Origin of the sequence: Bhargavaea cecembensis DSE10, assembly GCF_000348905.1 — a bacterium.
Classification (GTDB): domain Bacteria; phylum Bacillota; class Bacilli; order Bacillales_A; family Planococcaceae; genus Bhargavaea; species Bhargavaea cecembensis.
The window spans coordinates 33569-53498 of sequence record NZ_AOFT01000018.1; the positions used below are offsets into that span (position 1 = coordinate 33569).

Sequence of the window (19930 nt, forward strand, 5' to 3'; positions counted from 1 at the left end):
AAGGAAGAATGAACGCCGATCCGGCGGGAAACGGGAGAGGTCCGCGATGAATGAACCGACAATCTACCAGAATGTGATCGACACGCTCCGGGAAAGGCTCGGTTTCGATTTTATGGCACTGGCAATGGAAGACGCCCCGAGCGGCTTTTCGGTCCGCTGGCGGGTGGCTTCAGGGAACCTGAACAACCGATACCGCCGGATCGTCCTCCGGTCCGGCAGGGGCATTGCCGGCACCGTTTTCAAGACGGGAAAGCCGCTGCTCGTGCCGCATGTCGATCCCGGCAGGCATGTGCCCATCGTGCTTGACTATCCGATCGTGAATACCGAAGGGCTGACGAGCATCGCCGCGGTGCCGCTTTACGACAGCGGCCGCGTAAAAGGCGTCCTGCTGGGCGGCTACCGGGGCGGCCGCGCGGAAATGACGGAAACGCATTGCCTGGAGATGGCAGCGGCATCCGCCTCCGTCCCCGGATTTGATGGGAAGGAGCTGGTGAGCCGGTGAGCGTAAAGCAGGATCTGCTGAATGAGCTGATGCTGAAGATGTTCGACAAGAGCAGCGAAGCCATCCTGTTTTTTGACGGCGAAGGCAGGGCGCTTGCCGCCAACCCGGCGGCGGAAAAGATCCTCGACCGGGACGTGCTGGAGGCGCTTCTCGACGGCACCGAGGGCGCTCTCTGCCGGGCCTGCGCCGGGTATGTGGATGAAACCGGGCAGAAGACGTGCGACAACTGCTACTTCCATCATCCGGAGCGCAGCGACTTCTCGTCCTTCCAGCTGTACCTGAACACAAAGGGACAGGGACTTGTGCCCTATGCCTCCTCGTTCCATACCGTCGACCCTGAAAACGACATTAGGGTGTTCCTGCTGCGCGACATGACGCGCCAGCACCGGATGCAGGAAAAGGCCTATCAGAATAAGATGATGAAGCATATCATCGACGCACAGGAAAATGAGCGCCGGAGGATTTCCCGGGAGCTTCATGACGGTGTTGCGCAGGAGCTCATGAGTGCGGTCGTGGATCTCCGGGTCCTGAAGTACATGACGGGGGACGCGGAGGTGCTGGCCAAGGTGAAGGAGACCGAGGCCTCGCTGTCCCGGCTGCTTGAGGACATCCGGAACCTGTCGGTCGAACTGCGCCCGGCTGCCCTCGACGACCTCGGCCTTGACGCAGCCTTCCGCTCGCATTTCAAGCGGCTTGAGGAAACGTACGGTCTCACCGTCAACTACTCGTCCGACCTGCCGGTGAAGCGGTATGAAAACGAAATCGAAACGGTCATCTACCGGGTGTGCCAGGAGGCGATCCTCAACGCGCTCAAGTATGCGGATGTCGACGCGGTGTCGGTCACGCTCAAAGGCGAGCGAAGCCGGCTTCTTCTCACAGTCCGTGATGCCGGCTCGGGATTCCGTCCGGGCGACAAGCCGGAGGGGACGGGCCTCGGCCTGTACGGCATGAAGGAGCGTGCGGAGCTGGTCGGAGGCACGCTAGACGTGGACTCTGCGCCGGGTGCCGGCACGACGATCCGTCTGAGCGTCCCCGCGTTACGCGGAAAGGGGGATCGCTGATGAGCAAAATTTCGATTGTCATCGCGGATGACCATGCCGTCGTCCGCAGCGGCTTCTCGATGATCCTCAATTTCCAGGAGGACATGGAAGTCGTCGCGACGGCGGCCGATGGTCTGGAGGCTTACAAGATGATCGCAACGCACCAGCCGGATCTCCTGATCATGGATCTCAGCATGCCGCCAGGCGAAAACGGACTGATTGCGACAGGCAAGATCAAAGAAGATTTTCCGGATACGAAGATCCTGATCCTGACGATGCACGACGATGAGGAGTATCTGTTCAATGTCCTGAAAAGCGGCGCTTCCGGATACATGCTGAAAAACGCGCCCGATGAGGAGCTGCTGCACGCCATCCGTACGATCCGGCGGGGCGGCACATACATCCATCCGAAGATGGCGACTTCGCTGGTGCGTGAATTCGTCAAAGCTGATCATACGGTGGCCCCTGACGATCCGTATGAGCTTCTTTCCAAACGTGAGCTCGAGATTCTCCCGCTCGTCGCCAAAGGCTACGGCAACAAGGAAATTGCCGAGATGCTTTACATTTCCGTCAAAACCGTCGAAGCCCACAAAGCCAAGATCATGGAGAAGCTGGGCCTGAAGAGCCGCCCGGAACTCGTCGAATTCGCCCTCAAGAAAAAACTGCTGAACTTCTGACGGTCCGCAAGCGTGCGCCGGAACGGAAAGCCACCACAATTCGACTCAACAGACAGGAGGCATCGCAGATGGCAAACGGACAGCTGCAGTTTACGGAGCCGGCGGTGAGGCTCCTGGAAAACGAGCACCGCTACCTCATGCATCTCGCGGAGGAATGGCACGCCATCGTCCTCCGGTTCGAGCGTGAAGAAGACATGGACCGGGACACGGCCCTCGCCCTTCTTAATGAACTGAAGACGAACCTCATCGGCTTCCTCGACCCGCTCAAGAACCATACCGACAAGGAAGAGGAGCATTTCTTCCCTGTTCTCGGCAGCTACATTGGCTTCGAGCAGGGGCCCATTGTCGGCATCCAGGAAGAACACGGGGAAATCGATGCCTATATCGGACACTTTTTCCACCACACCCGCGGCGATCTCTCAGGGCTTACCCTGGATGAGATCCGGAAAATCGTCGGCGATGCCGGTGAGGCGTTTGAGGTGATCACGGTCCATTTCGTGAAGGAAGAGACGGTCCTTTTCCCGATGGCGGAGCGGCTGCTCCGGGCGGACGACCTGGACACGCTTGCCGAAAAACTGAACACGCTCATCGTCTGATGGGCACAGGCCGCTGTCACACCTCCGTGGGCGGCTTTTTTCTCATACAGGGTTTCCCCCGACGGGGACAGGGAACCCCCTAATTAACCGCGTCGGAGCAGGCAATTACAATAGAATCATAGAGAAGGTTTCACGATTTCATTTGCAGCACCTGTAGTCAAAACTCTAACCGAGTAGGTGAAACAGATGGTCAAGAAGATTCAGTTGCCGCTCCAGACGGCAAACCTCGTGGTCGGTTTCATGGTATGGGTCATTTTGTCCTCGCTGATTTCGTTTATCACGCAGGACATCAATGTCCCGCCGGAGCGCCTGGCAATCGTCACTGCGGTGCCGGTCGTGCTCGGCTCAATCCTCCGCATGCCGTTCGGCTATTATGCCAATTTTGTCGGTGCGCGCACCCTGTTCATGTGGAGCTTTATCCTCCTCCTGTTCCCGGTCTGGTACATCAGCGAGGCGGACACGTTTGCGGATCTCATCATCGGCGGCCTGATCCTCGGTGTCGGCGGTGCGGTATTCTCGGTCGGGGTCACCTCGCTTCCGAAATACTATCCGAAAGAAAAGCATGGCCTCGTCAACGGGATTTACGGGGCTGGGAACATCGGGACGGCGATCACGACATTTGCCGCGCCGATCATCGCCGGCCAGATCGGCTGGCAGCCGACGGTCAAGCTGTTCCTCATCTTGCTTGCCGCCTTCGCTCTCCTGAACTTCTTTTTTGGTGACCGAAAGGAGCCGAAGCCGGACGTCAGGCTGTCGATGTTCGAGCAGGTCAAGGGGGTTTCGGACAATCCGAAACTCTGGCTGTTCTCGCTGTTTTACTTCATCACATTCGGCTCGTTTGTCGCCTTCACGGTGTACCTGCCGAACTTTCTCGTCGCGAACTTCGGCCTCGACAGCGTCGATGCCGGCATCCGGACGGCGATCTTCATCGCGGTCGCGACGTTCCTGCGGCCGGTTGGCGGCTGGCTTGCCGACAAGTTCCAGCCGATGTTCCTGCTGATTGCGACATTCGCGGTATACACAGTCGCGGCGATTATCCTGGCATTCTCGCCGTCGATCGGGCTATACACGGTCGGCAGCATCGCCATCGCAATCAGCGCCGGCATCGGCAACGGGGTCATCTTCAAGCTCGTGCCGTTCTATTTCGCCAAACAGGCGGGGATCGCCAACGGCTTCGTCTCAATGATGGGCGGCCTCGGCGGATTCTTCCCGCCGATCCTCCTCTCAATCATCTATTCGATGACAGGCGACTACTCAATCGGCTTCATGCTGCTGTCGCAGGTGGCGCTCGCGAGCCTCATTCTCGTCGTTTGGCTGTATTACTCTGACCGGCTTTCGCTGCAGGCGGACGTATTCCGCTCGACCGGCCAGGGCGTGCTTGTGACGGATGCAGCCGGAAAGATCAAAGCGGTCAACCCGATGTTCACCAAACTGACGGGCTATACGGAAGAAGAGGCAGTCGGCAACAACCCGAACATGCTGTCTTCCGGCCGCCAGCCGAAGGAATTCTATCGGAACATGTGGAAGCAGATTAAGGAAGAAGGCATGTGGCAGGGCGAAATCTGGAACCAGAAAAAGAATGGGGAAGAGTACCTGCAGTGGCTGAACATCGCAGCCGTCAGCGACGAGACGGGCGAGCATGTCCGCTATGTGGGAACCTTCAGCGACATCACGAAAGAACACGGACAGAACGCCCGGCGCTGACCGGGCCCTATCCGCAACCGGGGGGCAACTGACGTGGACGGACGGTATTCGAGACAGACATTATTCGGGCCTATAGGAGAAGGCGGGCAAGCCCGGCTCGCGGCGGCAAAGGTGGCGGTCATCGGCTGCGGCGCGCTCGGCACCGCCATCGCCGAGACGCTCGTGCGGGCCGGCATCGGGGAAATCATTGTGGTCGACCGCGACTATGTCGAGCTCTCGAACCTCCAGCGGCAGACGCTGTTCACCGAGGCGGACGCTGCGGACATGCTGCCAAAAGTGGTCGCCGCGGAAAAGCATCTGAGAGAGATTCGGAGTGACGCCGCCATCCGGACGCATCTCGGCAACGCCGACGGACCGCTCATGGAGTCGCTCGCGTCGGAAAGCGATCTAATCATGGATGCGACGGACAATTTTGAGACGCGCCTCCTGATCAACGACGCTGCAAACAAACATGGCATCCCGTGGATACACGGGGCATGTGTCCGGGGCTCGGGAACGGTCTATCCGTTTATCCCGGGCCGCGGCGCGTGCTACCGTTGCCTTTTGCCGATGCTGCCCGCCACGGGCGCGACATGCGACACCGCCGGCATCATCCCGCCGGCGGTGTCCGTGACCGCCGCGATCCAGTGCGCGGAAGCGATGAAGTGGCTGACCGGAAACGTGGCCGCCATGAGGACGAAAGTACATCATTTCGACCTGTGGGAAGGCACCCATCTGGACATCGGCGTATCGCGCATCCGCGACCCGGAGTGCGCCACTTGCGGCGATTCTCCGTCATACCCGGAGCTCAGGCCCCGGCGGGCGGGCGATGCGGCTGTTCTGTGCGGGCGCGATGCCGTCCAGATTCTGCCCGACCCGGCCCGTGCCGTGACGCTGGATGCCGGGGAGCAAATCGGCCGCCGGATTGACCCGAACGCCCGCCGGACACCGTATTTCATTGAATTCCGGGCGTTCGGCCACCGCTTTGTCCTGTTTGGAGACGGGCGGCTGCTCATCCACGGCGCCCGGACTGCAGAAGAGGGAAAAACCTTGTATCATCGCCTGTTCGGCTAATGGAAAGGGGGGGAGTCTGTTGGCACACGGAAAAGAACCGAATGAAATCAGAATTGCAATCCTTACGGTGAGCGACACGAGAACAGAAGACAACGATACCGCAGGCGCCCTCATCGAACACTTTGCGGAGCTTGCCGGACTGGCCGTTGCCGGGCGCGGATGGGTAGCGGATGACACCGGAAAGATCCGGAACGTAGTCACCGCGCTGCTCGCCGATCCGGAAATCGATGCCGTCATCACGACAGGCGGCACCGGCATCGCCGCGCGGGACGTCACGATCGAGGCGATCCGCCCGCTTTTATCAAAGGAACTCGACGGCTTCGGCGAATTGTTCCGCTATCTGAGCTTTGCCGAAGACGTCGGCACGAAAGCGATGCTCAGCCGGGCAGCGGCCGGCACCGCCCAGGGCAAGGTTGTCTTTATTCTCCCGGGCTCGCGCGGCGCCGTCCGCCTCGCCATGGAAAGCCTCATCATCCCGGAAATCCGACATATCGTGGCGGAGCTGAGGAAGTAGGGGCGGACTAAAGCGGCCCCATTCGGATTTAGAGCCGGCAGTTGGATTTGGGGCTCCGTAATCGGACTGTCGCTAACCTTTTCGAGCTCAGGAAACATAAATCATGCTCATCAAAAAAACCGCCCAATCAGGCGGTTTCCATCAAATTCGACTTAATCTCTTTTGTAATCCCCCGACTTGCCGCCGGTTTTCTCGAGCAGCATCGTCGGGCCGATGATCATTTCTTTGCCGGCGGCCTTGCACATGTCGTAGATGGTGAGGGCGGAGGCGGATACGGCGGTGAGGGCTTCCATTTCAACGCCGGTCTGGCCTTTCGTCTTGACGCTTGCCTCCAGCAGCACTTCGTAGTGGCCGGCTGCCTCATCGACGTTCCATTTAAACGAAATATCGATGCCCTTCAGCGGGAGCGGGTGGCACATCGGGATGATCTGTGGCGTGTTCTTGGCCGCCATGATGCCGGCGACCTGTGCGACGGCAAATACGTCCCCTTTCTTGTTCGTCCCTTCACTGATCTGGCGGTGGATGGTTTCATTTACCAGTACGGATGAGCGGGCAACGGCGGTGCGGACAGTCTCGTCCTTATCAGAGACATCGACCATGCGGGCGCGGCCCTGGTCGTTAAAGTGAGTGAGTTCGGACATGCGAATTCTCCTTCCGGCGGATAGGTTAGAATCAATGTAAACCGAGTATAGCAGATGCAAACAGGAGGCGGTCATGATGGTGGAAATTCGGAAACCGATACCGGTCGGGGAGGCGGTGGAGCGGGTGCTCGCACACGCGGTGCCGGCAGGGACGGAGACCGTCCCGCTCGAGGAAAGCGCGGGCAGGATCCTCGCCGAGCCGGTGACCGCCTCCCATCCGGTGCCGCCGTTTAACCGGTCGCCATATGACGGGTTCGCTGTTCGCTCCAAGGACACCGAGGGCGCTTCCGGCAGCAACCGGATCCCATTCTCCGTCATCGATGAAATTCAAGCTGGCAGTGTCTCGAATCAAACACTTGGCGAAAGGCAGGCCGCCCGCATCATGACCGGCGCGCCGCTTCCGGACGGGGCGGATGCCATCGTCATGTTCGAGCAGACGGTGGAGGACGGGGACACCTTCACGATTCGCAAGCCATTTGAACCGCTTGAGAACGTCTCGCTGAAGGGGGAGGACCTGGCGGAAGGCGAGGAAGTTGTCCCCGCCGGAAGCTACATCCATGCAGGGACGGTCGCGGTGCTCGCGACATTCGGCTACGCGCACGTCAAGATCGCCCGGCGCCCGGTTGTAGGGATTCTTGCCACCGGGACTGAACTGGTCGGTGTCGGCGAGCCGCTTGCGCCGGGCAAGATCCGCAACAGCAACGGCCCGATGATCGCGGCACAGCTCCGCCGGATGGGCATCGAATGCCGGACGTACGGTGCACAGGCGGACGATCTGGACGCCGTCATCGGGACGGTCGAACGGGCGCTTACCGAGACGGATGCCCTCATTACGACCGGCGGGGTATCGGTCGGCGACTTCGACTATCTGCCGGCCGTCTACGAGAAGATCGGCGCAGAAGTGCTGTTCAACAAAGTCGCGATGCGGCCCGGCAGCGTGACAACGGTCGCTGCGGGCGGCGGCAAGCTGCTGTTTGGCCTGTCAGGCAACCCGTCATCCTGCTTTACCGGCTTCGAGCTGTTCACGCGCCCGGCCCTCCTCAAGATGATGGGTGCGGACAAGCTATTTTTGCCTCATACAAAAGCGGTGCTCGGCGAGGACTTCACGAAGCCGAACCCGTTCACCCGTTTCGTCCGGGCAGTTTATGATGGCAACACGGCATCGCCCGCCGGCTTTAATAAGTCCAACGCGGTATCCTCGATCGCCCGCGGCAATGCGATGATCGTCTTGCCGGGCGGGACGCGGGGATTCAAAAAGGGAGATGAGGTCGACGTCCTTCTGCTCGGCGTTGAGGAAGGCAGCACACAATGGAAACTGTGAGGGTGCTCCAGGTCGCCGGGTTCAAGAACAGCGGAAAGACGACACTGATCCGGACCCTGATCGCGGAAGCCTCGTCCCGAGGACTCCGGACGGCGACGGTCAAGCACCATGGCCACGGCGGCCCGCCGGCACTGCCCGATTCGGAAACCGACAGCATGAAATTCTTCCGGGAAGGGGCGGCGGTTTCCGCCGTATCGGGAGACGGGGTGATCCAGCTTCATATAAGAGAAGCGGAAACCGGTCCTCTTCAGATGATCCGCCTGGCGGCCGCGGTGCGGCCGGACCTTGTCCTTGTCGAGGGATTTAAACAGGCGCCGTTCGAAAAAATCGTCCTCGTGCGGAGCGCGGAGGACTGGGAACAGCTGAAAAGCCTTCCGGACATCCGGCTCGCCATCACGGCAGGCACTGAGGCACCCGGCGCGCCGGAAATCATTGCAAGAGAAGACACAGAAGCCATCCGCGGCTGGTTCGGCCGCTGGCTAAAAGGGGGTACAGGCCATGTCCATCTATGAAATCACCGACAAGCCGATCGACCCGCAGCGCTATGCGGACCACGTTCTCCGTCCCGAGGCAGGGGCCGTCGTCACGTTCACCGGCCATGTCCGCGAGTGGACAAAGGGCATCCGGACGCTTTATCTGAGCTATGAGGCGTACGTGCCGATGGCGGAAAAGAAGATGGCCCAGATCGGCGGGGAGATTGAGGAAAAGTGGGAAGGGACCCGCGTCGCGATCGCCCACCGGATCGGCGAACTGGACGTGGGCGAAGTCGCCGTTGTCATCGCCGTTTCCTCACCCCACCGGAAAGCCGCTTATGAAGCCAATGAATATGCGATCGAGCGGATCAAGCAGGACGTGCCGATCTGGAAAAAGGAAATATGGGAAACGGGCGAGCAATGGATCGGCGATCAGAACAAAAAACCGGAGGTGCGGAACACATGATCAACCTTCTATATTTCGCGGGCATCCGGGACCTGACGGGTGTCCCGGAAGAAAAGGCCCCGCTTGCCGGCAGGACTGTAGGGGAGCTGCTGGAATGGGCCGAAGAAAAATATCCGGGCATCCGCGGGGGCGGCGCGCGCGTTGCGGTCAATGAGGAGTATGCCCTGGACGGGGACGTCCTCGCTGAAGGCGACACCGCGGCATTTATCCCGCCGGTAAGCGGCGGCTAATGACGACGGGAATCGTTCTGGCAGGTGGCCAGTCCAGGCGGTTCGGATCTCCGAAGGCCTTTGCCGATTACGAAGGCTGGCTGTTCTGGGAGCGGGCGCATGAAGCGCTCCTTGAAGGCGGCTGCAGTGAAGTCATCGTTTCCGCCCGGCCGGAACACGTGGAGCGTTTCGGCGGGGCGGATGTCATCACGGATCTTTCGGAGATTGCCGGAACTGGTCCGCTTGCCGGTATCTTTTCTGCAATGAAACTGCGGCCCGCAGACGGGTTCGCCGTGATACCGTGCGACATGCCCGGCATCGGCCCGATGGAAGTGAGGAAGCTCATCACGCTGGCTGACCCGGATGCGGATGTGACCGCCGTCCGCACGAAAGACCATCCGATCCCGCTGTTCAGTGTCTGGAGCGGGGTACTTTCCGGCCGAATCGGAGAAGCACTCGCACGTGGCGAACGCGGCGTCATGCCGTTTCTCGATTCTTTGGAGACAGAATGGATCGACGCGCGGGAACTGAATCCGGACCTGTCCGTATTCCGGAACGTGAATACGCCGAACGAGCAATGAGAAGGAGGAAGCGAACATGACCCGACAGCCTTTGACTGACCGGTTCGGGCGGCCGATCCGTGATCTTCGGATCTCCGTCACCGACCGGTGCAACTTCAGATGTTCCTACTGCATGCCGAAAGAGGTATTCGGGGATGATTACGCCTTCCTCCCGAAGTCGGAACTGCTCACATTCGAGGAAATCCACCGGCTCACCCGCCTGTTTGCGGACGCCGGCGTGAAGAAGATCCGCCTGACCGGCGGTGAGCCGCTGATGCGCCGGGGGCTTCCGGAACTGGTGGAGCGGATCCTCTCCGTCGGCGGTATCGAAGACATCGGCCTCACGACGAATGGGCTGCTCCTCGGCGCGCATGCCCAGCCGCTTTATGATGCGGGCCTGCGCCGGCTGAACATCAGCCTCGATGCCCTGGACCCAGTCATCTCCGGTGAACTGAACGGCCGGGGCGTCGACCCATCGCGTATCCTGAAGCAGATCGACTACGCCAAGGACGTCGGTTTCGAGATCAAGGTGAACATGGTCGTGAAAAAAGGAGTCAACGATTCCGAGATTTTGCCGATGACCGCCTATTTCAAAAAACGGGGCATCACGCTCCGGTTTATTGAATTCATGGACGTCGGCAATGACAACGGCTGGAGCTTCAAGGACGTTGTCACGAAAAAAGAAATCTTCGACAGGCTCAGCGATGTGTACGACCTCGAGCCGGTCGGGCAGGACTATTACGGGGAAGTCGCCAAGCGTTACCGACACAAGGACCACGGCGCGGAAATAGGCTTTATTACCTCGGTGTCGGAATCGTTCTGCTCGACATGCACCCGTGCCCGCCTTTCATCCGACGGCAAGCTGATCACCTGCCTGTTCGCGGAAGGCGGATTCGACCTGCGCGGCTTGATCAGGGACGGAGCTACCGATAAAGAACTCATGGCGGCCATCGCGGGCGTCTGGGAAAATCGGGCTGACCGCTATTCCGACGAACGCACCGAACAGACCGCGCGCAACCGGAAGAAAATCGGCATGTCGTATATCGGCGGCTGAAACAGGAGAACAGGGCTGACACACGGAGCGGAATGATCCGCCTCTTGTGTCAGCCCTGTTTTGATGAGCGCTTATGTTAACGTCTCAGTCGAGTATGTCAACGTTTCAATTGACTATGTTAACGTCTCACTCCAGTATGTCAACGTTCCCTGACAGCAGCATCCGCCCAATACAAAAAAGCCGCAACGATGCGTCCATTCGTCAGCTGTTGATGGAGCCTGTCTGCTTGTCATCCTTTGCGGCCTCGTAGTTGCCAGATCCCACACGGCGCTTAATTTCTTCTTCGGACAGGGGCTCAAGCACGGTCTCATCAGTCGGAAGATCAATCGCCCCAGCTTCCATCTCCATATTTTCCAGCCGCGCAAAGCCCGCATTCGTCCGCCGCCCCAGCTCTTCGCGGAGCTTCCGGTCCTCGTACGTCTCTTCCATGAACGGTTCCTTTTTCGCCATATCCATCCCCCACTTCATTCGATTTCCCACAATATACCCGGAGTATAGTGGGATTAAAACGCCATTTCTTTCGAATAGTTCTCTTTGTATTCAGCGTATTGATGTTTCCGATTTTTGTTTGAGTTCGAGTGCTTTTATACGACGCTCTCTTAATTGTCTAATAGTAGTATTGTTTTGGTCACTTGCACGTTCTATAGCTTCGTCAATAATTGCGACTTCATTGTCATAATCCTTCAGTTTTCTATATGCCATTGCGTACGATCTGTATAACGCTGGGGCATCATATCCGTTGTACCTTGCTTTATCAAATAAAGCAATTGCACGTTGAAGGTTACCCTCTTTACGTTCTTTTTCTCCTTCTTCCCAAAAGGGTTGTCCTTCATCGTATCCCTTTTCCCAGTTTTGGAGGTTCTTTATATCAGTAAGGGGAACACGATTGTGGGATGGGTTTACTAGCACTTCAGTTGATATTTCTCCAGTATCACCATAGACACTTCTTAAATATTTCCAAACATCAATTAAATGGTATGTTGGTATATTGCGGCCAAGTTTCTCCAATGCCTGCTCTTGGTCTCTCTCAAAATTACTTAAGTAATCATCACCAATATATACCCAAGCAGAGACTGACTTTGCAAATTTACTTTTAAGTATGATACTGCCGTTTTTCGATAGTAATGCTCTTGTTTGAGCTAAATAATCGTCTAGCTTGCCGTTATAAACAATATTGACCTCGTCTCTTATACTTTTAGAGATTAAAACAATTCTTTTTAAGTTTTCCGGATCTACTCTGTCGAAGGATCGTGGTGTTATTCCAAAGTAATGTTCTTCTATCTCGCTTGCATATAAAAAAGGAGCTGTTTCAAATTTTAGTTCAGGCGTTTTAGGGCTAGGATTGTAACCGTTATCTCTTTTTGTAAGGTAAGGCACAATGCGGTTAGTCAATCTATCATTTGTTTCGTTTAGTATTCGAGAAATTTCTTTGCTCTCTAACTCTACTGCTTGTTCTTCACTTAAGTTAGTGCCAACAAAACGATATGATGTATCAAAATTTCTTCGAATTTTTTCAGCTTCATATGCTCGATTGTGGAAAGCTTTGTATCGATCGCCACGGCCTTTTCCAACATAGAATACTTCGCCGGTATCTTTAATAAACCATTCATATACATAAAAATCATCTGCTGTACTACCGGTAATTTCTCCAATAGGTGTTGATGAGATTGAGGTTCCATTGTCATTAGAAGATAAGGCTATCTTTATACCTACATTTGAGCTACTGATAGATTGTTTTTTCTCGATGTTCTCTTGCGGATCTTCTCTTTGCTTCTTATTTCTTTTTCCAAAGAAACTGTTCAAAAACTTCATTACACCACCCCTTCCTTGGTTTAAGGCAATGGATGTGCTCCTTAACTAATACTTCGGGAGTTATATTTATTTCCCTCTTTTTTCTACCATTGATACTTTTTTCTTTTCCCGCCACAGCGCAATCCACTCCACCCCGAAGTCGACCAGCAGGTCCATGTCAATCACGCGGGCATCCGCTTGGCCGATCTTGCAGCGGGTAACGGCTTCCGGATGCTCGCGCTCGAACGCCAAGCCGAGCGGCGGGAAGTCGTCGGATTCCAGATCGGCCATGTCGTATTCGACCCATTTCCGCTCGCCGCCTACCAGCATGGCCGCGCCGTCCCGGTATGTCTGGAGGCCCGGTGCCCGGTATTCCGACAGGTGCAGCGCCGTACAGGAATCATACCCGGTCCCGACGAGCAGGATCTTTACGCCGGAGCCGTACATCTTCCCGAGCGGGGAACCCTCCCCGAAGGAGTCCTCAAGCGGATGGTCCCGCATCCATTCCGCCGAGTCGCGCCCCCAAGCAATGAATGAGTGGGCAGGATGTGGACTTCGGACCGTTTCGGGATGGCGGTGGAGACACTCGGGGACCTTGCCCATCCCGCGCAGATGCGTCAGATGGGGATCATAGGCCGGTAGCGTGCGGCGGATCGGCTCGTGCCATTCTTCCGGAACGGGGGGCATCATCCAGTGCCTCGGGTCCGAGTTGTCCGAGGACTGGGACGGCATGACGACCGTTCCGTCTGCCGTTACGGTTTCGAGCAGCGCCTCGACAAAGGCCTGTTCACCGCCGGATACCCAGCCGACCTTTTTCAGCGAAGTGTGAACAATGATCCGGTCACCTTTCCCGATACCCGCATGAACCAGATGCGCTTTAACCGTTTCTTTTGAAATGAATTCCCCTGTCCGGAGCACAACATCCAGTTCGTTCATCGTTCTTTCCTCCTGAAATCGTTTTAATAAGAGTACCTGATTTGGTCGGCGGGCGGAACGGGTATAGAATAATTTTAGGGAGGTGCTGGGAAATGGAAACTTGGAAACTGTGGATCAATGGGCAATGGAAGGACGCGGCGCGCACGTATGAGCTGAAGTCGCCGTATTCCCAGGAAGTGATTGCAACCGTTGCAAAAGCGGATGAAGAAGATGTAAAACAGGCAATTGAAGGCGCCCATGAGGCGTATCTTGAATTCAGGAAATGGCCGGCCTATGAGCGGGCTGAACTGCTTTACCGGGCCGTCGATCTGATCGAGGCACGGAAGGAAGAATTGGCGCAGCTTCTCGTGAAGGAAGCCGGAAAGCCGATCAAGACGGCGCGAGGAGAGATCGACCGGACCATTGCGACGTACCAGTTCTCGGCGGAAGCGGCCAAATCGCTTTCGGGCGAGACCGTGCCGATGGACGCGGCGCCTGGCGTGACGGACCGCATCGGCTGGACAAAGCGGGAGGCGCTCGGCGTCGTCGCGGCAATCACGCCGTTCAACTTCCCGTCGAACCTGGTTGCACACAAGCTCGGCCCGGCATTCGCAGTGGGCAACACGGTTGTCCTGAAGCCGGCCACACAGACGCCGCTATCTTCTCTGGCGCTTGCCGAGATTTTCAAGGAGGCGGGACTGCCGGACGGCGCCCTCCAGATCGTGACGGGGAGCGGAAGCGAGCTGAGCGATCCGCTCATTACGAATGACCTCGTGAAGAAAGTGACGTTCACCGGAAGCGTGCCGGTCGGACTCGACATCAAGTCGAAGGTCGGCCTGAAAAAGCTGACGCTCGAGCTCGGCTCGAACTCCGCGCTCATCGTCGAACCGGACGTACCGCTCGAGAAAATCATGCCGCGTGCCGTCACCGGCGCATTCGGCTTTGCCGGCCAGGTGTGCATCTCTCTCCAGCGCGTGTACGTACACGACAGCATCTACGATGAATTCGTGGACCAATTCGTCGCGGAGACCGGGAAACTTCAGATCGGCGACCCGGCGGACGAAGCGACTGACGTGGGCTCCATGATCCACCCGGGAGAGGCGGGCCGCGCCATGGAATGGATCGAGGAGGCCAAAAAAGCCGGCGCAACCGTCCGCACAGGAGGCGGGCGCGTCCAGAACGGCATCGCACCGACCGTCATGACTGACGTCACACCGGACATGAACGTCGTCTGCAAGGAAGTGTTCGCACCGATCGTCACGATCATGAAGTACTCGGACCTGGACGAGGCAATCGACCTCGTCAACGACTCGGAGTACGGCCTGAACGCCGGCATCTACACGCGCGACATCGAATCCGCGATGAAAGCTGCCGACGAAATCGAAGCCGGCGCCGTCATCATCAACGACATCCCGACATTCCGCGTCGACAACATGCCGTACGGCGGCGTCAAGATGAGCGGCTACGGCCGCGAAGGCGTCAAATACGCCATCGACGGCATGACCGAGCTGAAGTTCATTACGGTCAAGACGAAGTTTTGAGTGATCTCGTTAAAGGTTGTGTGAAATGATGAGATTGGATAAGCTTGACTGGTTTTTATTGCTGTTGGTCATCATCGTTTCAGCAGTAGTTTATAGTGCCTATAGCGGAGAACTGCCAACCGGCTATCTGGTTTTGATCATCCTGTTTGTCGGTTTGATGATAGGTGTTTTGAAAAGAGTGCTGTTCGGGTTGAAACAATGAGTGTTTTATTCGACGGGTAATCACTCGAATAGCCAGGGTAAACACTCAGTCATTTAAGGTAATCATTCTAGGCTTAAAGGTACTCCCCGTAATGCAGAAGCCGGAAGAGGACATCCCTCTTCCGGTTTTTTGGTGCTTTCCGCCTAATGTGCCCGGGTCTTTCCTCCTCTTTTCTTCCAATTCAAGAAACTTCGCTCCCGCTCAGCCGTATCCCGATAGAATAGAAGATAACTATGGGATAAAAGGAAGGGATGGGAATGGGGACCCAACTGGCTGTTTCTTTGGCTCATATTGGCTTTACCTTGGCCAATCGGCCGGATAAAGTGTTGGATGTTCGATTGCTGGAAGAGGGACTGGACAGAAACGGGGAGATGCTCACCAGGCTGAAGGGGGAACTGGAGCCGCTCCTGGCACAGACAGAGAAGCTGATCTCAATGGGAGAGGCATTCAAAGGAGAGGGCGGTTCGGCGATCCGGGGGTTTTATGAAGCCTGCCACATTCCTTTTTTGAAATATGCCATCATGTTCTGTGATGAGGCGACGTCTGCCATGGCCCATATCTCTTCGGCACTGTCTGCACTTGAGCCATCACCTGACGGCTACATCGATGAGCCGTTTCTTGAGGCGGAAGTGGAGCAGGGCCTTATCGAAATCGGCCGTCTGACGGATAGACTGACCAACGAGACCAATGCCATCATGGACAGTGTATCGGACATCGTTGCCCTGCCGCATCTGGACGACAGTGTCGTACAGGAAGGTGTTCGTGACAGCCGGAAAAAGAAAGATGATACCGTCGAGCACTTAAATCAGTTTGATGCAGATACAGCCGGTTCATTGAGGGGGCTGTTTGACGCAGTCAATCAAATGACGGACTGGGTTGTCCGATTGGCGGGCCTGTTTGAGGAAGGGTCCCTGCTTACTGAGTTCGAACAATCCCAGTGGAAGGTCCTCACTTATAACAATGAAGTGCGGTCCGCGATCGAGGACGCGGAAGCCGAAGCCATCAAAGCCTGCGCATTGGGGGACGATCAGCTGTTGGTGGGCACCGAGGTTGCTGCGTCGATCTACCAGGCGCTTGAAGCCGGGAAAAAAGAAACCATCGAGCGGTCGGCATACGGCAACTACGCCAGCCTCCGCTTTCATGTGTACGACAACGGGCTCATCATCAGGGAATACACCAACTTCTCGGGCGAAGTGAAATACGAAGTTGCATCAGAAGTGGAAGAAGAATTCGTAGACGGTGGCGTACGTGAGCTGGACAACATGTTTGATGAGACACCACTGGCCTTTATCCACTACGTAGACCCAAAGAGCCTTCTCAGGAAAATCGGCAAAAAAGGCATTCTCTCTCTGACAACGAATCATAAGCCTGTCAAAGTCAAAGACACGCCGTCCAAGAAGGTTACAGATGCATCAAAGGTAACCGTCGTACCTGTCGAATACGGAAAACAGTATACACGGCAAAACCGGAAGAAGGTGCTGAGTGCGAATGTTGAATATATAAGTTCTCATGGATATAAGTATCGAACGGACAGTTTAGGGAGAATTCAAAGTGCTAGTGGAAAGCTGACAAAGGGCCAGGCCAAGCGTAATCAGTATGCTCAAAGTAATGTTGGAGGAGTAGACCGAAAAGGAGATGACCATGGTGGTCATTTGATTGCCAGTATTTTCAATGGTTCTGGGGATATTGATAACCTTGTTCCTATGAATGGAAAATTGAATCAAGGTGCATACAAATCAATTGAAAACCAGTGGAAGAAGGCTCTTGATGCTTCTCCCCCAAAGAAAGTTGAGGTGAATATTCGACCTGTTTATGAAGGTAATTCGAATAGGCCCGTTGAGTTTGAAATTGAATACAAAATTGACAATGAAAAATTTGATGCCGTACTTCCTAACTATTAAGGAGTGACTATAATGACTACAGAACAAATAGATAAGTGCTATGAAGAAATTGCGCAACAAATCATCGAAATGATTCCTGAGGAATGGAGCACTGTGAAGCTTTATGCTGAAAGTTGGCCAGGCTACTCTACCGTTTACTTCTACTACGACCCGGTAAGTAACACTCAGCCGATTCTAAACTTAGATATCCCGGACCTTTTTTCTGTGGATCCAGATGATTTTATTCTGCAGAAACGTCAGCTGAGAAGGACGGTTCTGAATCTTCAACAGATGTTCAGCGAACAGGAAATGGAAACATGGACGAACTTCACGTTTATCTTAAATCATGACGGCACGTTCAAGGCTGAATACGGATATGAGGATTTAACAGAATTAGACCCGGGTGAAAAACGAGAGGCTTGGAAAGCCAAATACCGGATTGAATAGAACGATGACTAAAAAACCGGAAGTGGGTATGTTTTCTGCCGGTTTTTGGCGCTATCCGCCCATTGGACCGGGGCTTTCCTCATCTTTTCTTCTAAATTAGGAATCCTCGTGCATATCCGTAACTATGTTGAATAGAAGATAATGATGGGATACATAGAAAGGGATTGGAATGAGGATGCAACTGGCTGCTTCTCTAAGGAGGAGAAAATGAAAGAAATCTACCAAGAAATCGCAGAGTTAATTGATGAAACGATACCGGAAGAGTGGAAGAACGTAAAACTCTATGTAGAAGGCTGGGAAGGGTACTCCTCAGCCTATTTTTACTATTACCCTGAAAGCAGTGAAAAACCGATATTGAGTTATACCATTCCAGAGCGCTTTGCTATTGATAAAATGGAATACCATCAGCGGGAACGCAAGATTAGACGTACCGCCTTGTCACTACAGAAAGCGTTCGAGCCGAATGGACAGGAGCCTTGGACAAATCTCACTTTCATTCTCAACCGTGATGGAACATTCCATGTCGATTACGGATATGAAGATTTGACGGAAGCAGACCCCGGGGAGCAGCGCGAAGCGTGGAAAGCCAAGTACGGGATTGAGGCGGGAACATGAACACATCACAGCTGGTAGAGTTGTATCAGAAAATTGCCGATGCAGTCATCGGCATGATTCCGGAAGAATGGAACTGGGTCAAACTCTACACCGAATATTGGGGTGGGTACTATGTCTCCTTCTTCTTCTATGTGCCCTCCCATGGCGGAGAACCGGTTTACAGCTTGGATATCCCTGACAGGTTCGAAGTCGACGAAGAGCATTTTAATCAGTTGAAAGAAAGCCTCTACAATCAGCAAAAATCGCTATGGATGCAGTTCGCGGATCAGGAAAAGGAACCTTGGACGAACCTCACATTCTCATTGGCAAGCGGCGGAGACATGAAGATGGAGTACGGGTATGAGGACTTGTCTAACCTTGATCCGATTGAAAAACAGGATCGCTGGGAAACAAAGCATGTTTTCGGCGAGTAACGGGGAGTGAAGCATTTGGCTCGGAAAGCGGAAGAGATTTATCAAGCACTCGCCAATCAGTTGAATGACCTGATCCCTGAGCAATGGGAAAAGGTTCTTCTTTACGTGGAAGATTGGGATGATTCATCAACCGCCTATTTCTTTTATTACCCTGCAGAGGGCACAGGTCCGGTGCTCAGCCACGACATTCCGGAGCGGTTTGATATGGACTCGGATGACTTCGAGATGAAGGAGTATGAGCTTGGCGAAACAGGGCTTACCCTTCAGCGGGTTTTCAGGGAAGACGGGCAGACACCGTGGACAAGCTTTACCTTCATCCTGGAGAAAAGCGGCCGGTTCAAGGTGGACTACGGCTATGAAGATTTAAGCGAAGTCGATCCCGGAGAGCAGCGAGAGGCGTGGAAGGCCAAGTACGGGAAGTAAAGTTGGATTTCATCATAAATGTTCACCAGGAGAGAGACGGACTAAGATGAAAAAGCAGATGGAGGTCGTTAATAAAAGGTTCCAACATTCCGGACGGCTTCCTGAGCCGCCAGCATCCAGATTGTTGATCGATGAGTTTAAAAAATGGGCTGGGGAAAAGACGTCGAATCAAGCTTTTATCAGCGATTATATGAGTTTGATGAAGACCTCTAACGGATTGCGATTCAACGGTTTGGTCATCTACAACATTTATCAAGAGGACCAAAACAACAGCCTTTACGCTGCCAACAGAATCTGGTGGGAACAAGAATGGAACCGCAGATACATCTTCTTGGCCGACTCCAATATCTCCTGGTATTGACCTGACAGACAATAAGTTTTACGAACTGGATAAACCCAGCGGAGATCAAATCCAGGAGTTCGGTTGTCTTGAGGAGCTCGTCACCAACTCGATCAATGATGTCTTATAGAAGGCGGGATGAAGTTGATGCCAGATCAAAAGGAAATCTTCCAAGAGGTCGCTCATGCTTTAAATGACCTCATACCAGAAGCGTGGAACAAAATATTCCTGTACGTCGAAGGCTGAGAAGACTTCTCTACCGAATACTTCTATTATTATCCGGCTGACAAAAGAACGCCCGTTTTGAGCCATCACATCCCCAATCACTTTGATCTGGACGAAGGAGAATTTGAGGACCGCGAAGGTGATTTGGCCGATCGGGTCCTTGACCTGCAAAATGCTTTTAAGGAGCAGGGACTGGAGCCATGGACAAGCCTCACCTTCATCCTTGAAAGCAGCGGCCAATTTCATGTGGAGTATGGCTGCGAAGATCTTAGAAAGCAGGATATGGTGGAGCAGCGCGAAGCATGGAAGGCCAAGTACGGGACGCGTA

General features: G+C 55.0%; 25 protein-coding genes and 1 pseudogene. 22 read left to right on the top strand and 4 right to left on the bottom strand.

Annotation, left to right across the window (positions count from 1 at the left end):
• The first annotated feature begins 46 nt into the window (after nt 1–46).
• The 7 genes from C772_RS13575 to C772_RS13605 all read left to right on the top strand — a co-directional run bounded on the left by C772_RS13575 (nt 47) and on the right by C772_RS13605 (nt 6086).
• Entirely contained in the window at nt 47–502 is a 456-nt protein-coding gene (locus C772_RS13575; RefSeq protein ID WP_008300863.1) for a GAF domain-containing protein, read from the top strand.
• A gap of 29 nt (nt 503–531) precedes the next feature.
• A complete protein-coding gene (locus C772_RS13580) occupies nt 532–1563 on the top strand; it encodes a sensor histidine kinase (RefSeq protein ID WP_051059459.1) in 1032 nt (343 codons plus the stop codon).
• Nucleotides 1564–1571: 8 nt separating this feature from the next.
• The gene (locus C772_RS13585) at nt 1572–2219 is read left to right on the top strand and encodes a response regulator transcription factor (RefSeq protein ID WP_035002464.1); all 648 of its coding nucleotides are present in this window, start codon (nt 1572–1574) and stop codon (nt 2217–2219) included.
• 68 nt (nt 2220–2287) lie between these two features.
• Nucleotides 2288–2815, top strand: coding sequence for a hemerythrin domain-containing protein (locus C772_RS13590; protein WP_008300870.1), 528 nt, complete (start codon nt 2288–2290; stop codon nt 2813–2815).
• Between the two features lie 186 nt (nt 2816–3001).
• On the top strand, nt 3002–4519 hold the full coding sequence (locus tag C772_RS13595) for a nitrate/nitrite transporter (protein ID WP_008300871.1): 1518 nt from the start codon (nt 3002–3004) through the stop codon (nt 4517–4519).
• 33 nt (nt 4520–4552) lie between these two features.
• The gene (locus C772_RS13600; protein WP_008300873.1) at nt 4553–5572 is read left to right on the top strand and encodes a ThiF family adenylyltransferase; all 1020 of its coding nucleotides are present in this window, start codon (nt 4553–4555) and stop codon (nt 5570–5572) included.
• 19 nt (nt 5573–5591) lie between these two features.
• Nucleotides 5592–6086 carry a MogA/MoaB family molybdenum cofactor biosynthesis protein gene (locus C772_RS13605; RefSeq protein WP_008300875.1) on the top strand — a complete coding sequence of 165 codons (495 nt, stop codon included), beginning with the start codon at nt 5592–5594 and terminating at the stop codon, nt 6084–6086.
• Nucleotides 6087–6238: 152 nt separating this feature from the next.
• On the opposite strand, the gene moaC is transcribed toward C772_RS13605, so the two are convergent.
• Nucleotides 6239–6727 carry a cyclic pyranopterin monophosphate synthase MoaC gene (gene moaC / locus C772_RS13610; protein WP_008300877.1) on the bottom strand — a complete coding sequence of 163 codons (489 nt, stop codon included), beginning with the start codon at nt 6725–6727 and terminating at the stop codon, nt 6239–6241.
• Between the two features lie 76 nt (nt 6728–6803).
• Here moaC and C772_RS13615 point away from each other — a divergent pair, with 76 nt between their 5' ends.
• Genes C772_RS13615 through moaA form a run of 6 tightly spaced genes read left to right on the top strand, consistent with a single transcriptional unit; the run spans nt 6804 to nt 10810 of the window.
• Nucleotides 6804–8048, top strand: coding sequence for a molybdopterin molybdotransferase MoeA (locus C772_RS13615; RefSeq protein WP_035002456.1), 1245 nt, complete (start codon nt 6804–6806; stop codon nt 8046–8048).
• Nucleotides 8036–8560 carry a molybdopterin-guanine dinucleotide biosynthesis protein B gene (mobB, locus tag C772_RS13620; RefSeq protein ID WP_008300881.1) on the top strand — a complete coding sequence of 175 codons (525 nt, stop codon included), beginning with the start codon at nt 8036–8038 and terminating at the stop codon, nt 8558–8560. Before C772_RS13615 ends, mobB begins: the two co-directional genes overlap by 13 nt.
• Nucleotides 8547–8987: a molybdenum cofactor biosynthesis protein MoaE gene (locus tag C772_RS13625; protein ID WP_008300883.1), complete on the top strand. Its 441-nt coding sequence runs from the start codon at nt 8547–8549 to the stop codon at nt 8985–8987. Before mobB ends, C772_RS13625 begins: the two co-directional genes overlap by 14 nt.
• Nucleotides 8984–9217: a molybdopterin converting factor subunit 1 gene (gene moaD / locus C772_RS13630; RefSeq protein WP_008300884.1), complete on the top strand. Its 234-nt coding sequence runs from the start codon at nt 8984–8986 to the stop codon at nt 9215–9217. Before C772_RS13625 ends, moaD begins: the two co-directional genes overlap by 4 nt.
• Nucleotides 9217–9777 (top strand): molybdenum cofactor guanylyltransferase, encoded by a 561-nt coding sequence (mobA, locus tag C772_RS13635; protein ID WP_008300885.1) that lies wholly within the window; start codon nt 9217–9219, stop codon nt 9775–9777. Before moaD ends, mobA begins: the two co-directional genes overlap by 1 nt.
• 16 nt (nt 9778–9793) lie before the next feature.
• Nucleotides 9794–10810: a GTP 3',8-cyclase MoaA gene (gene moaA / locus C772_RS13640; protein ID WP_008300886.1), complete on the top strand. Its 1017-nt coding sequence runs from the start codon at nt 9794–9796 to the stop codon at nt 10808–10810.
• A gap of 201 nt (nt 10811–11011) precedes the next feature.
• Here the strand turns inward: moaA and C772_RS13645 are convergent, their stop codons facing one another.
• From C772_RS13645 to C772_RS13655, 3 genes are all read right to left on the bottom strand, one after another.
• Entirely contained in the window at nt 11012–11260 is a 249-nt protein-coding gene (locus tag C772_RS13645; protein ID WP_008300887.1) for a hypothetical protein, read from the bottom strand.
• Between the two features lie 90 nt (nt 11261–11350).
• Nucleotides 11351–12622 (bottom strand): GIY-YIG nuclease family protein, encoded by a 1272-nt coding sequence (locus C772_RS16905; protein ID WP_008300888.1) that lies wholly within the window; start codon nt 12620–12622, stop codon nt 11351–11353.
• Nucleotides 12623–12688: 66 nt separating this feature from the next.
• Entirely contained in the window at nt 12689–13537 is an 849-nt protein-coding gene (locus C772_RS13655; protein WP_008300889.1) for an aminoglycoside N(3)-acetyltransferase, read from the bottom strand.
• Nucleotides 13538–13629: 92 nt separating this feature from the next.
• Here C772_RS13655 and C772_RS13660 point away from each other — a divergent pair, with 92 nt between their 5' ends.
• The 9 genes and pseudogenes from C772_RS13660 to C772_RS16445 all read left to right on the top strand — a co-directional run.
• A complete protein-coding gene (locus C772_RS13660; protein WP_008300891.1) occupies nt 13630–15057 on the top strand; it encodes an aldehyde dehydrogenase family protein in 1428 nt (475 codons plus the stop codon).
• A gap of 28 nt (nt 15058–15085) precedes the next feature.
• Complete coding sequence (locus tag C772_RS16690; protein ID WP_160162851.1) at nt 15086–15259, top strand: hypothetical protein; 174 nt, start codon at nt 15086–15088, stop codon at nt 15257–15259.
• Between the two features lie 257 nt (nt 15260–15516).
• Complete coding sequence (locus C772_RS16190; protein WP_008300895.1) at nt 15517–17160, top strand: T7SS effector LXG polymorphic toxin; 1644 nt, start codon at nt 15517–15519, stop codon at nt 17158–17160.
• A gap of 12 nt (nt 17161–17172) precedes the next feature.
• Nucleotides 17173–17586, top strand: coding sequence for an immunity protein YezG family protein (locus tag C772_RS13670; RefSeq protein WP_008300897.1), 414 nt, complete (start codon nt 17173–17175; stop codon nt 17584–17586).
• Between the two features lie 207 nt (nt 17587–17793).
• Nucleotides 17794–18201 (top strand): immunity protein YezG family protein, encoded by a 408-nt coding sequence (locus tag C772_RS13675; RefSeq protein ID WP_008300899.1) that lies wholly within the window; start codon nt 17794–17796, stop codon nt 18199–18201.
• The gene (locus tag C772_RS13680) at nt 18198–18614 is read left to right on the top strand and encodes an immunity protein YezG family protein (RefSeq protein ID WP_008300901.1); all 417 of its coding nucleotides are present in this window, start codon (nt 18198–18200) and stop codon (nt 18612–18614) included. The genes C772_RS13675 and C772_RS13680 overlap by 4 nt, the downstream gene beginning before the upstream one ends.
• A 6-nt stretch (nt 18615–18620) precedes the next feature.
• The gene (locus C772_RS13685; protein WP_407637221.1) at nt 18621–19037 is read left to right on the top strand and encodes an immunity protein YezG family protein; all 417 of its coding nucleotides are present in this window, start codon (nt 18621–18623) and stop codon (nt 19035–19037) included.
• A 46-nt stretch (nt 19038–19083) separates the two neighbouring features.
• Nucleotides 19084–19398, top strand: a complete 315-nt coding sequence (locus C772_RS16195; protein WP_008300903.1) for a YrhA family protein — start codon at nt 19084–19086, stop codon at nt 19396–19398.
• Between the two features lie 126 nt (nt 19399–19524).
• Nucleotides 19525–19930, top strand: a pseudogene (locus C772_RS16445) (immunity protein YezG family protein); the annotation flags it as partial.

What these genes read in the sequence shown, in the direction of transcription:
- C772_RS13575 (WP_008300863.1), top strand. Translation starts at nt 47, where the DNA reads ATGAATGAACCGACAATCTACCAGAATGTGATCGACACGCTCCGGGAA.
- C772_RS13580 (WP_051059459.1), top strand. Translation starts at nt 532, where the DNA reads ATGCTGAAGATGTTCGACAAGAGCAGCGAAGCCATCCTGTTTTTTGAC.
- C772_RS13590 (WP_008300870.1), top strand. Translation starts at nt 2,288, where the DNA reads ATGGCAAACGGACAGCTGCAGTTTACGGAGCCGGCGGTGAGGCTCCTG.
- C772_RS13595 (WP_008300871.1), top strand. Translation starts at nt 3,002, where the DNA reads ATGGTCAAGAAGATTCAGTTGCCGCTCCAGACGGCAAACCTCGTGGTC.
- moaC (WP_008300877.1), bottom strand. Translation starts at nt 6,727, where the DNA reads ATGTCCGAACTCACTCACTTTAACGACCAGGGCCGCGCCCGCATGGTC.
- C772_RS13615 (WP_035002456.1), top strand. Translation starts at nt 6,804, where the DNA reads ATGGTGGAAATTCGGAAACCGATACCGGTCGGGGAGGCGGTGGAGCGG.
- mobB (WP_008300881.1), top strand. Translation starts at nt 8,036, where the DNA reads ATGGAAACTGTGAGGGTGCTCCAGGTCGCCGGGTTCAAGAACAGCGGA.
- C772_RS13625 (WP_008300883.1), top strand. Translation starts at nt 8,547, where the DNA reads ATGTCCATCTATGAAATCACCGACAAGCCGATCGACCCGCAGCGCTAT.
- moaD (WP_008300884.1), top strand. Translation starts at nt 8,984, where the DNA reads ATGATCAACCTTCTATATTTCGCGGGCATCCGGGACCTGACGGGTGTC.
- mobA (WP_008300885.1), top strand. Translation starts at nt 9,217, where the DNA reads ATGACGACGGGAATCGTTCTGGCAGGTGGCCAGTCCAGGCGGTTCGGA.
- moaA (WP_008300886.1), top strand. Translation starts at nt 9,794, where the DNA reads ATGACCCGACAGCCTTTGACTGACCGGTTCGGGCGGCCGATCCGTGAT.
- C772_RS13645 (WP_008300887.1), bottom strand. Translation starts at nt 11,260, where the DNA reads ATGGCGAAAAAGGAACCGTTCATGGAAGAGACGTACGAGGACCGGAAG.
- C772_RS16905 (WP_008300888.1), bottom strand. Translation starts at nt 12,622, where the DNA reads ATGAAGTTTTTGAACAGTTTCTTTGGAAAAAGAAATAAGAAGCAAAGA.
- C772_RS13655 (WP_008300889.1), bottom strand. Translation starts at nt 13,537, where the DNA reads ATGAACGAACTGGATGTTGTGCTCCGGACAGGGGAATTCATTTCAAAA.
- C772_RS13660 (WP_008300891.1), top strand. Translation starts at nt 13,630, where the DNA reads ATGGAAACTTGGAAACTGTGGATCAATGGGCAATGGAAGGACGCGGCG.
- C772_RS16690 (WP_160162851.1), top strand. Translation starts at nt 15,086, where the DNA reads ATGAGATTGGATAAGCTTGACTGGTTTTTATTGCTGTTGGTCATCATC.
- C772_RS16190 (WP_008300895.1), top strand. Translation starts at nt 15,517, where the DNA reads ATGGGGACCCAACTGGCTGTTTCTTTGGCTCATATTGGCTTTACCTTG.
- C772_RS13670 (WP_008300897.1), top strand. Translation starts at nt 17,173, where the DNA reads ATGACTACAGAACAAATAGATAAGTGCTATGAAGAAATTGCGCAACAA.
- C772_RS13675 (WP_008300899.1), top strand. Translation starts at nt 17,794, where the DNA reads ATGAAAGAAATCTACCAAGAAATCGCAGAGTTAATTGATGAAACGATA.
- C772_RS13680 (WP_008300901.1), top strand. Translation starts at nt 18,198, where the DNA reads ATGAACACATCACAGCTGGTAGAGTTGTATCAGAAAATTGCCGATGCA.
- C772_RS16195 (WP_008300903.1), top strand. Translation starts at nt 19,084, where the DNA reads ATGAAAAAGCAGATGGAGGTCGTTAATAAAAGGTTCCAACATTCCGGA.